The organism is Pedobacter sp. AC163 (assembly GCF_979258665.1).
The window spans coordinates 1,962,231-1,973,940 of record NZ_OZ409872.1 but is presented as its reverse complement, the minus strand read 5'-3'; the positions used below and the strand labels follow the sequence as shown (position 1 = coordinate 1,973,940).

Genomic DNA, 11,710 nt, shown 5'->3' with positions numbered 1-11,710 from the left:
CAATATTTTTCGTTAAATTTGGCTTATGAGGACACTAACTATAAATATAGAAGATAATAAATCAGAGAAAGCTTTATTGGATTATTTAGATAGCATGGGCCTAAAGTATGTTGTTGATTTAAATGAAAAAACTTATTCTTGGTGGGAGGATAACAAATTTGTTGAAGAAATTGAAAATCGTTCGATGGAATTAACAAGCGGGAAAGACAATGGTTTTTCTTTGTCTGAAATGAAAAGCCAGCTCCGTAAGAAATAGTCAATGGAATATGATGCTGTATTTTCCTCTCATGTTAGAGATGAACTTCAAGAATCATATGATTGGTATGAGGGGAAACAGCTAGGGTTGGGAGAGCGGTTTCTCACAATAATTGAGAGTGCAGTTTCAACTATCTGCAGGCATCCAGCGGCATTTTCAATAAAATTAAATAAATTTCGCGAGTATCCTGTCCCTAAGTTTCAATATGTAATCATCTATGAGATTGTTCCAGATAAAGGAGTAGTTTACATCCTTCATGTTTTTAATACCTATCTAAATCCTAAAAAGAAATAGATATCATTTTCTCTAATACCTTTTTCATTTCTACTACGCTAAATAAAACCATTTTAAGCATCTTTGTCTCACAAAGCAAATTCTATGTTTAAAAAGCTAACCCTGGTATTCATTTCCTGTTTCATCTTTTTTTTCTCTTTCGCTCAACAAGTTAGGCCAGCAAAGTCATCTGAAATTTTTCGTGAAATTAAAACACTTCGGCATATTCCAAAGGTTCTTTACCTGGCAGCACATCCCGATGATGAAAATACCGGTTTGTTATCATGGCTAATAAATGAACAAAATGTAGAAACTGCATATCTGTCGTTAACCAGAGGTGATGGAGGACAAAATTTGTTAGGAACCGAACAGGGTGCTGCTTTGGGATTAATCAGAACGCATGAGTTGTTGGAAGCAAGAAAACTGGACGGGGCACAACAGTTTTTTACCCGGGCAATTGATTTTGGCTTCTCTAAAAATACCGATGATACTTTTAAACAGTGGGATGCGGATAGCATTACCGCAGATGTAGTTTGGGTAATCAGAAAATTCAGACCCGATGTTATTATTTGTCGTTTTCCGCCGACTGCGGCTGCAGGGCACGGGCAACATGCGGCATCTGCGGTGGTTGCTGAAAAGGCATTTAAAGCAGCTGCAGATAAAAACATGTTTCCAAACCAATTGAAGTATGTTGATGTTTGGCAACCGAAAAGATTGCTTTGGAATACCTTTCGTTTCGGTTCGGTAAATACAACCTCCGAAAATCAATTGAAAGTTACTGTAGGGCAATTCGATCCACAACTCGGAATGGGTTATGGCGAACTGGCTGGGTTAAGCCGAAGTTTACATAAAAGTCAGGGAGCGGGAACGCAATCTGTAGCGGGAGTTAGGACAGAATATTTTTCCCATGTTGCGGGCGTTCCTGAAAAAGAAAGTCTTTTTGATAAAATTCCGCTGAATTGGTCGGAAAAAGGAATTGATAACATTGATGAGTTGATTGATATTATTCTGTTATCTTTCGATTATAATCATCCAGATAAAAGCTTGCATGGCTTGTTAATGCTGCGTAAAAGAATTTTGGAAATTCAGGATGTGAGATTGAAGGAAGATAAACTGAATGCGATAGATCACATTATTTTAAGCTGCACGGGTTTTATGGGCGAAGTGGTAACTAACCAGGCAGAGGCTATTGCAGGCAGCAGCTACAACTTCAGTTTAAATGTAATTTCGAGAGGAACTCCACCAGTAATTCTTGAACAAGTTAATTGGATCAATCAAACTGATGTGTTAAATAGAAGGATTTCTGGCGATTCGCTGATCAACATCCAGCGCAAAATTCAGATCCCTTTAAATGCGGCGCTTACAGAACCTTACTGGTTAGAAAAACCGGCGAAAGATGCAGCAACATTTAGTGTGGCCAATGATACATTGATCGGTTTGCCAGAGCTTGCATCTCCATTAAATGTTTCCGTTGTTTTAAAAATCGGAAGCGACAAGTTTACGGTTAAACTTCCACTGTCGTATAAAAAACTCGACCCCGTAAAGGGTGATGTGGTAGAGCAATTGAGGATTATTCCGGCAATGGATTTAAGTTTTGCCGAACCGGTTTATTTCGCAAAAGAGAAGGAAGATTTGAAAGTAACCCTTCGCTTAAAGGCCAACAAATACATCAATTATGGTAAAGTGATTTTTAGGGTAGGAAATGCAACTATAGCCACTTTCACTGGTATCAATTTGCCAGAGAATACCATTACCATTAAAGATTTTATATTGCCTGCTGGCGATCTGGCGAAAATAAAACCTCCTCAAAATAAGCTTGAAGTTGTTTTTTCTTCAGAAAATAGTGAGTTTACAAAAGGCCAGGTGCTGATCCAGTATCCACATTTGCCATCGCTGCAATACTTTGTTCCAGCCACAACCTGGTTATTAAAAGGCGATGTAAAAGTGTTGGCGAAAAAGGTGGGCTATATCCAGGGTGCAGGAGATTTAATTCCTGAATTTTTGCGCCAGGCTGGTTTGCAGGTTGATGTTTTAACCGAAGCCGATATTTTAAATCCAAGCAAGTTGGCATCATATGATGCCGTTGTAACAGGCGTGAGGGTAATCAACACAGATAAACGGATTAAAAATTGGCAAGTGGCGCTTAAAAGCTATGTAGAAAATGGGGGAACAATGGTGATGCAATACAACACCACTCAAGATATGGCTTTGCAAGATTTTGGCATATATCCATTCAGCATTAGCAGTAAAAGGGTTACAGAAGAAAATGCCGCTGTTAAATTTCTTAATCCAAATCATAAACTGTTAAGTTATCCGAATAAAATTACCGCAGAAGATTTTAACGGTTGGGTACAGGAACGAGGCGCTTATTTCCCAGATAAATGGGATGATAAATACGAGACACTCTTCGAAATGAATGATACTGGGGAAGAGCCGTTAAAAGGATCTACATTATATGCAAAATACGGTAAAGGCAATTTTATTTACACACCACTTGCGTTTTTCAGGCAATTGCCAGCAGGAAATATAGGTGCCGCAAGGTTGTTTTTCAACTTTATATCAGCAGGGAAGTAGGATGAAAAACCAGCTCAAGAATTGGAATACATGGTACGTTTTGCTTGCATTAGCGCTGGTTTTCCAAATTGTATTTTATTACCTGTTTACTAGATTTTGGGCATGAGTAATATCGATTGGTTAGTACTCATCTTTACGCTGCTGGCTGTTGTGGCTTACGGTGTTTTCATCGGCAGGGGGCAAAAAAGTAATGCCTCATACTTAAAAGCCGACAACCAAATGCCTTGGTACATTGTGCTTATAGGCATTATGGCTACCCAAGCCAGTGCCATTACCTTTCTTTCTGCGCCCGGCCAAGCCTATACTGATGGAATGCGTTTCGTTCAGTATTATTTTGGTTTGCCATTGGCAATGATTGTCATCTGTATTACCTTTATTCCGATATTCCAGCGACTAAATGTTTATACCGCATATGAATATCTGGAGCAACGTTTCGATAAAAAAACAAGGGTTTTAACCTCTCTGTTATTTTTGTTTTCCAGGGGATTATCAACCGGGATCAGCATCTATGCGCCAAGTATTATTCTATCAAGTGTTTTAAACTGGAATATTTACTTAACCAATGTTTTAACCGGTGGAATTCTATTAATTTATACTTACGTTGGTGGTGCAAAAGCTATTGCCCATACCCAAAAGCTTCAGTTCCTAATTATTCTGGGTACCATGGCATTTGCCGGATATTTATTGGTTCAAAACATGCCTAATGGCGTTGGTTTCGGTGATGCACTTTATCTTGCTGGTAAATCGGGAAAGCTTAATGTGATTACTACCGATTTCGACTGGAAAGACAAATACAACATCTGGAGCGGCTTAATCGGTGGATTTTTTCTTGCACTTTCTTATTTCGGTACCGATCAAAGTCAGGTGGGTCGCTACATTACCGCCAAAGATAATACCAATGCCAAAATGGGTCTGCTGTTAAATGGTTTAGTTAAAATTCCAATGCAGTTTGCCATTCTCTTAATCGGTGCATTACTGTTTGCTTTCTTCTCACTAAAACCAGCGCCTATTTATTTCAATGAACGTTCTTATCAATATTTAAAAGAAACACAACCACAGCAGGCTGCGGTTTTCGAGGGCGAACATCAACTGCTTGAAGAAAAATTTAATGCCCAGTCGAAGGCTATTTTAGCTCAGCGAGAAAAAAACTCTCCAGAATTAAATGCTTCAATTGCGAATTTTAAAGAAACCCAAAAAGATGTTAAAGATTTGCACAGTAGGGTAGAGGTGGCCATTAACAAAGCAAATTTTAATGCCGAGAAAACGGATACCAATTATATTTTTCTGTATTTCGTTAAAAATACTTTGCCAGTAGGTATGATTGGGTTATTGTTTGCCGTTATCTTTTTAGCCAGCTGGGGCTCTATTTCAGCGGCCTTAAATTCGTTGGCCGCCTGTTCATTAAAAGATGTGCATCTGGTTTTCAGTAAGCGAGATATGGACGATGCCACGGAGCTAAAGTACAGTAGGTTACATACTTTGGGTTGGGGGATATTTTCTATTGCGGTAGCCATGTTTGCCACACAAATGGGTTCACTTATTGAGGCGGTAAACGTACTTGGTTCTCTTTTCTACGGTCCTATTCTCGGTATTTTCCTGGTTGCTTTTTATTTTAAGAAAATTAACGGATCAATTGTTTTTATCTCAGCTATCCTGGCTGAAATTGTGGTTATTGGCGTTTATGAATTTGATGTGGTATCATTCCTTTGGTTAAACGTAGTCGGTGCCGCTGCAGTAATAATTTTTTCGACTTTAGGATTATTATTTTATCGACGCAAAGCATTAGATTCGTAAACTCAAAACAACAAAAACAAATAAATAATATTACTATGAAAACGATGATTAAATCTGTTGCATTGCTTTTTACCGCAATAACGATTTCAGTAAGTGCAATGGCGCAAGATGCCGCTCAACCAAAACCAAGTCCTGCGGCAACTGCAACAGGAAAAGTTAAAGGCGCTACCATCACTATCGCTTATAGCAGCCCTGCTGTTAAAGGACGTAAAATTTGGGGTGGTTTAGAAGCTTACGATAAAGTATGGCGTGCAGGTGCCAATGAGGCGACCACTTTTACCACTGATAAAGATATTATGGTTGAAGGTAAAGCACTTGCTGCTGGAAAATATAGCTTCTTTTTAATTCCAAAAGAAAGCGGTACCTGGACAGCAATTTTTAATAAAGAACCAAAGCAATGGGGTGCATATAAATACGAAGAGGCAAAAGATGCTTTACGTGTTGAGGTGAAAACCAAACCTCTAAAAGCTACTCAAGAACGTTTAATTTATAAAATCACTAAAACTGGTTTTTCTTTAGATTGGGATAAAGTATCTGTTCCGGTAACGATCAAGTAAGAAGCTAAACAATTTTTTTAAAGCCATTTCGGAAATACCGGAATGGCTTTTTTTTGGTCAAGAAATAGCCTTTGTAAAGAAAGTATAACATAACCTGTACTTCACGCTAAAATGCTATTTTAGGCCGATTTTACATCCCCCATATGAAACTTGCACTTAATATTATCGCTACTATTTTTCTTCTCCATTTGAATGTTCTGGCGCAAAAGAAAGCCGTTCCTTTTTCCATCAAAACGCAACGGCCGGTTGATTTAGTGAACGTTTTTTTGGGCTCTTCAGGAGATCACGGGCAAATGTCGCCAGCGGCATCTTATCCGTTTAGCATGTTGAGCATTGGCCCTCAAACCTATCCGAAAACCCACACCGGTTACGAGTACCTGGCTAAAAAGGTTGAAGGATTTACACACAATCGTTTTGAAGGAGTAGGCTGCCAGGGTTCGGGTGGAAATATTTTTATCAAACCCTTTTTAGGGAAGGATCCAATGCAGTCTACGTTAATCAAATCAACTGAAAAAGCTGGACCGGGGTATTACCAGGTAGGCTTTGAAAATAAAATTGATGCCAGCTTTGCTGTTGCAGCTAACGCAGGCAAGCATGTTTATCATTATCCCAAAGGAGAAAAAGGAATTTATCTCGATTTAGGCTATGCATTTAATGGCGCTTTTGTAACGGAAGAACATGTTGTAGATGGGAATGCTGTTTCGGGCTGGATAGAATCAAAAACGACATGTGGCGTAGGTAAATACCGGATTTACTATTATCTGGAAATTACGAGCAAGGTGAACTGGGAAAAACTATCAGAACATAAATTAGTTGCCAAACTAAATGCTGCAGCTACTTCAGCAGAAATAAATGTGGCACTCTCTTCTGTTAGTGTCGAATCGGCAAAATCGGCCATTTTAGATCAAACGCTAGAAGCCATTAAAGATAAAAGTGCTGCGGAATGGAACAAAAATCTGACTAAAATTGAGGTGAGTGGCGATGTGGAAAATGCCAAGCTTTTTTATTCGCTTCTTTACCGTACCATGCAATCTCCCTATGTTATTTCTGATCAGGATGGAAAATACCGCAATACCAAGGGTGAACTTCGGAAAGACAAAGAAATAAGATACAACGGTTGGGCCATTTGGGATAATTATCGTACGCAATTGCCGCTGCTTTCCATCATTACGCCAGAACGCTACGCCGGCATGGTTACTTCCATTGCTGATCTGTACCACTCAGGAAAGAAGGATTATGCAGGTCAAAGCGAACCATCAAATACTGTTCGCAGCGAACATGCAATTGTGGTTTTACTGGATTCTTATCGCAAAGGTTATCCTGTAGATTTCGCTGGCATTGCTGATTCACTGGAGAAAGAAGTTAAGGGATTAGATTACAAATCGCCTGATAAGGCACTGGAATCGAGCTATGATAATTGGGCTTTGGCAGAAATCTTTACGATTTTAAAGCAGCCCGAAAAGGCAGCGATTTATAAAAACAAAGCACTCGAATATAGAACCTATTGGAACAAGGATTTTAAAGATATGAGTAAACGGGATGTTGACCAGATGCAGGCAAGAGGTTTGTATCAAGGTACCATTTGGCAATACAGATGGTTTGTTCCTTACGATTTTAAAGGGTTGATCGCACTTGATGGGGGAGAGGAAGCCTACATTGCCAAGCTGGATGAATTTTTTGCTAGAGATTTGTATAACCATGCCAATGAGCCTGATTTACAGGTGCCGTTGATGTATAACGTAACCAGGCAAGGATATAAATCTCAATATTGGATGAACCAATTGGCCGCCGATACCGTTATTCAAAATTATTTCAATGATAATAGTAGGGGGATTGGAAGTTATATTGGTAAAATCTATAAGAATCAACCTGAAGCATATTTACGAACTATGGACGATGATGCAGGAGCAATGAGTGCGTGGTATGTTTTTACGGCAAGCGGATTTTCTCCTGCTTGCGTAGGCTGGCCGGTTTACTATCTCAACGTACCGCTATTTCCATCAGTTACCTTCCGCTTGCCAAATGCAAAAACATTTAGGGTAGAGGTTGCTAATTTCAGCCCAAAGAATAAATATATTAAACAGGTGTTTCTTAATGGCAAGCCCTTTAATAGAAATTATATTACGCAAGAAGATATCAACGAAGGCGGCGTATTAAGAATTGTTTCTTCAGTTGAGCCTGTTAAAGTTTCGAGCACAGAAAACTGGATTTCCAGCATGGAATAAAATGATTAAAAATCTTCAATTTTAAATGAATTCGAAAAACAAATCGTTCTCAGGCCTGTTTTAACTATATAAATAGATACGACATGGCACCTTTAAAATTAAGCGAAGAACAAAATGCTACTTTAGGCAACAAAAACCTAACAGAAAATTCAAACGATCAACCATTAGAACTTCATCCAGAGGCATATAAAGTGAAGGGACCATCTCCTGAAAAAATGAGTTCGGTATCAGCCTCACTTAGAACATACGCAAACGGCCTTTATGGTTTGTTATAACAAATTCGAAAGATTTTAAATGCCCTTATTCACAAGATAAGGGCATTTTTTTTGAAAAACATTTCGAATAGTACCTAGACTTGAAATATGAAAAGCTATTTTCTGTCTTCATCAATAACATTATTTTATCCATTAATACAACTCTGTGTTGTACAGACGATTAAAATAGTTAAGAACGTCAAAATAATCGACAAATTCACCAATTGGGTAGATAAAATTCATACAATCTCCAGAATAATAGTCGATATTTGTTAGTTCTCTTATATCCCAAGAGACTATCCTTATTATGATTGAAAATTTGCCTGCAATTAAGGTTGCGACGTGTCCAGCCTGTCCAAGGTGTAGGAACCATGAAACCTACCGCATCTCTAGAACCTATCTGTTTAAAAATATTTTAAATTTTATCCCGGTGAAACGATATAAATGTGATCGATGCTTCAATAGGTTTCATGCCATTTACAATACGAAATAAAATAATTTAGGGAATGGGTGCGCTTAACTTTGTTGAGATAATAGACCGCTTTCTAAGTTTAAATTCTTAACAGAATCGTACTATAGTGGTAAACTAAAATAGAAGATCGATCCCTTACCTACTTCACTCTCCAGCCAAATTTTACCATGATGCCGTTTAATAATTTCGGCACAAAGATAAAGTCCGATTCCAAAACCAGATACCGTTTGTGGCTGATTGGTAACCCGATAATATCTTTCAAAAAGATTACCCTGATCTTCAGGCAAAATTCCAATTCCTTCATCGCTCACGGCAACCACAGCTGATCCATTGTCAACCGCACACGATACAGTAATATTGCTTGCAGTTGGCGAGTATTTTAAGGCGTTGGAGATGAAATTATTAATGACTTGCCCGATTTTTTCGCGATCCGCGGTAACCCATATCTGTTCGGTTTTAAAAGTAAACTGATGGCTGTTAATCACCACATTAAATTCTTCTTCGATCTCTTTTAGTAAAATGGAAAGATCAAAATGTTCTGCTTCAATATGGATTTTTCCCGATTCCAGTCTGGAAACATTTAAAAAGCTATTGATCATATTAACCATTTTTTTCGATTGATTGTTCGCTTTCTCCAATACATTAAGTGCAAAGGCATCTCCATTTTGATCAGCCTTACTTTGCAATAATTGAATGTAGGCCGTAAGTGAAGTAAGTGGCGTTTTCAATTCGTGACTAACCATGCCTATGAAATCATTTTTTCGTTGCTCATCGGCCTTCACTTCTGTGATATCTGATACAATACCAACCAATTTGGTGGCTTTACCGTCGTTATCGTATCTTCCCTTTCCGTGTGCACTAACCCAATGTACAGATCCATCTGGCCAACCCACTTCATACTCCGCCTGATAAACCTGTTGATGTTTAACTGCCTCGTTAATGAGCTGAGGAATACGCTCACGATAAGCTGGAAGCATGGCTTGCAGTAAATCAGAATAAGTAAATTTCTGGTCTAAAGGCCAGCCATAACAAATCTTAAACCGATCGTTACAAACCATATCACCTGTTGCTAAATCTATCTCGGTAGAACCCAATGCACCAGCCTCGATGGCGATATTTAATCGGTTGTTAATCTCAATCACTTCCTTTTTAGCATTAACCTGCTCAGTTACTTCAGTCACTATTTGTAAAATTCCGTCAATGTTATCTTCATCTCCTTTAATGGGTTGATAAATACTATTGAAATATCTTTCTTCAGGCACCCCATTTTTAAAAATATACATTTTATTCTCCACGCCGAAATATGGTTGGTTCGTCGCCAGAACATCATTTAAAATGCTCAATAGTGGCTGATTAGCTCGTTCCGGCAGTATTTCCAATAACCTTTTGCCATTGACAGATTCCGTTAGTCCCCAAATTTCGAGCATCTTTTCATTGGCGCTATCTATGATAAATTCATCAGTTTTAAACAGGTTGATAGCTACCGGAGCTTGCTGGATGAGGGAGCGGAATTTCTGTTCACTTCTGGCAAGATTATCGAGCAGGGCGGCCATTTTCTCTGTAGAATTTACTTGCTCTGTAACATCAAGTAAAACACCGCTCAGCCTGATGGCTTCTTGCCGTTCATTAAAAAGTACCTTACCTTTTGCCCTAACAATTCGCCCCCGTGCTTGCTCGGTAGTTTGAATGGTGTAAGTGGTGTCGTAATAGCCGCCTGAATCAAATTTTAATGCAGTTTGAATGGTATCGATAACCCTTTGTCTGTCTGTTATGTGAATCACATCGGTAGCCTTATTCAATTCGATTTCGTCTTCCGGTTGTAAGCCAAACCATGTTTTCGTAAGTGCATTGCCTGTAAAACGACCTGTTGAAGGATTCAAATCAAATGTTCCTAAACCAGCTGCATCAATAGCGAGTTCCAACTCATCCTGACTAACTTTAAGTTTTTCATAAATGGATGAGAGTTGATCATTAAACCGAGCCTGTTCTTCATTTGATGCGGTGAGCTCCTCATTAATGGCCACCATCTCTTCGTTTATAGCCGCCAGTTCTTCATTGAGTTCTTGTTTTTCCTGAGCCGCAGCTTCCAGTGCTTGCTTAGCCAAAACCACATCGGTAACATCAGCAGCCGTATTCATTACGCCATAAATTTCGCCCGCCTCATTACGTAGTGCGGTAAAAATATAATTGAAGTAAAAAACCTGAGGTACCCCATTTACAATTAACACCAAACGTTGGTTTCTGGCTTCGAAAGATTTCCCTGTCGTAAATACCTGGTCCAACTGCTCAAAAACCGCCTGGTTATCCAGTTCAGGCAAAATATCGGCATAACGTTTTCCAATTACATTGCTGCCTTTTCCCCAAACCCCAATAATGGATGCATTGGCAAAAGTGATCGTCATTTCTTTACCGGTATAAACACCGATAGGGAAAGGTGCATTTTCGATAATGCTTCTGGTACGAAATTCACTTTCGGCTAAATTGGCGAGGGTTTGTTCCAGTTTTGCTGAACTATCAAACAATAATTGATTGCTTTGAATAAGCTCTTCATTTGTTGCCGCTAACTCCTCATTTGATGCCCGGATTTCTTCGTTTGAAGCCTCAAGTTCCTGGTTTAGATAGGCAATTGTAGTAATCCTCTCGGTTACTTTGCGCTCCAGGGCCTCACTCAATAACCTGAAATTCTCTTTGCTCTGCTGAAGTTCTTCATTAGTAGTATTTAACTCCTCCATCGAAGCGGCGAGCGCCTCATTTGTCGAAGCCAGTTCAATGTTCAATTCTTGTTCGTGTGCAAGGGCTTTCTCTTTTGCTTCGCTCTCAGCGGCAATATTTCTAATCCTGTTTATCTCCGTCACATCGGTTGTAGTGTGTAAGATGTATTCTGTTTCACCGACTTGATTTTTAACTGCCTGATAGCTGAAATCGAAGTAAAATAGCTGTAGCTGTCCATTTACTAAGAGTTCTGCAGGGGTATTTTTGCTTTCGTAGGTATCACCGCTTTTCCAAACTTCTTTCAGGATACTAATAAACGGTTGCCCAACAATTTCAGGCAACGCTTCTGCAATTGTTTTTCCGATAACAGAGCGATCTTTTCCCCATAGGGATATCATTGCATCGTTAGCAAAATGAATATAAATATCTTCAGTTGAATAAATGGCCGTAGCATTAGGCACTTTCGATAGGATCTCTAATAACTTTGTATCGGTAAACCGGGTGGGCGAAGGATTCATCTAAGTTTCTATTTTTTGTCGGATTAAAGGTTCTGTAGCCTATTATTAACGGAATAGCTTTAATTTGGTTTGGTA

At 38.9% G+C, this 11,710-nt stretch carries 8 protein-coding genes; 7 read left to right on the top strand and 1 reads right to left on the bottom strand.

Translation table 11 applies throughout. The features are described 5' to 3' along the window. The first annotated feature begins 25 nt into the window (after positions 1 to 25). The 7 genes from ACZZZK_RS08295 (at position 26) to ACZZZK_RS08265 (ending at position 7,954) form a co-directional block, all read left to right on the top strand. A complete protein-coding gene (locus ACZZZK_RS08295) occupies positions 26 to 256 on the top strand; it encodes a hypothetical protein (protein ID WP_463483740.1) in 231 nt (76 codons plus the stop codon). 3 nt (positions 257 to 259) lie between these two features. Beyond that, entirely contained in the window at positions 260 to 550 is a 291-nt protein-coding gene (locus ACZZZK_RS08290; RefSeq protein ID WP_463483739.1) for a type II toxin-antitoxin system RelE/ParE family toxin, read from the top strand. 84 nt (positions 551 to 634) lie between these two features. Next, positions 635 to 3,103, top strand: coding sequence for a PIG-L family deacetylase (locus tag ACZZZK_RS08285; RefSeq protein WP_463483738.1), 2,469 nt, complete (start codon positions 635 to 637; stop codon positions 3,101 to 3,103). A 102-nt stretch (positions 3,104 to 3,205) separates the two neighbouring features. After that, positions 3,206 to 4,897, top strand: a complete 1,692-nt coding sequence (locus ACZZZK_RS08280) for a sodium:solute symporter family protein (RefSeq protein ID WP_463483737.1) — start codon at positions 3,206 to 3,208, stop codon at positions 4,895 to 4,897. Between the two features lie 35 nt (positions 4,898 to 4,932). Next, complete coding sequence (locus ACZZZK_RS08275) at positions 4,933 to 5,454, top strand: DUF2911 domain-containing protein (protein WP_056851610.1); 522 nt, start codon at positions 4,933 to 4,935, stop codon at positions 5,452 to 5,454. Between the two features lie 143 nt (positions 5,455 to 5,597). Next, positions 5,598 to 7,679, top strand: a complete 2,082-nt coding sequence (locus ACZZZK_RS08270) for a glycoside hydrolase domain-containing protein (protein WP_463483736.1) — start codon at positions 5,598 to 5,600, stop codon at positions 7,677 to 7,679. An 83-nt stretch (positions 7,680 to 7,762) separates the two neighbouring features. After that, positions 7,763 to 7,954 (top strand): hypothetical protein, encoded by a 192-nt coding sequence (locus ACZZZK_RS08265; RefSeq protein ID WP_463483735.1) that lies wholly within the window; start codon positions 7,763 to 7,765, stop codon positions 7,952 to 7,954. Positions 7,955 to 8,506: 552 nt separating this feature from the next. Here ACZZZK_RS08265 and ACZZZK_RS08260 read toward each other — a convergent pair. Continuing rightward, entirely contained in the window at positions 8,507 to 11,635 is a 3,129-nt protein-coding gene (locus tag ACZZZK_RS08260) for a PAS domain-containing protein (RefSeq protein WP_463483734.1), read from the bottom strand. Between the last annotated feature and the right edge of the window lie 75 nt (positions 11,636 to 11,710).

What these genes read in the sequence shown, in the direction of transcription:
- ACZZZK_RS08295 (WP_463483740.1), top strand. Translation starts at nt 26, where the DNA reads ATGAGGACACTAACTATAAATATAGAAGATAATAAATCAGAGAAAGCT.
- ACZZZK_RS08290 (WP_463483739.1), top strand. Translation starts at nt 260, where the DNA reads ATGGAATATGATGCTGTATTTTCCTCTCATGTTAGAGATGAACTTCAA.
- ACZZZK_RS08285 (WP_463483738.1), top strand. Translation starts at nt 635, where the DNA reads ATGTTTAAAAAGCTAACCCTGGTATTCATTTCCTGTTTCATCTTTTTT.
- ACZZZK_RS08280 (WP_463483737.1), top strand. Translation starts at nt 3,206, where the DNA reads ATGAGTAATATCGATTGGTTAGTACTCATCTTTACGCTGCTGGCTGTT.
- ACZZZK_RS08275 (WP_056851610.1), top strand. Translation starts at nt 4,933, where the DNA reads ATGAAAACGATGATTAAATCTGTTGCATTGCTTTTTACCGCAATAACG.
- ACZZZK_RS08270 (WP_463483736.1), top strand. Translation starts at nt 5,598, where the DNA reads ATGAAACTTGCACTTAATATTATCGCTACTATTTTTCTTCTCCATTTG.
- ACZZZK_RS08265 (WP_463483735.1), top strand. Translation starts at nt 7,763, where the DNA reads ATGGCACCTTTAAAATTAAGCGAAGAACAAAATGCTACTTTAGGCAAC.
- ACZZZK_RS08260 (WP_463483734.1), bottom strand. Translation starts at nt 11,635, where the DNA reads ATGAATCCTTCGCCCACCCGGTTTACCGATACAAAGTTATTAGAGATC.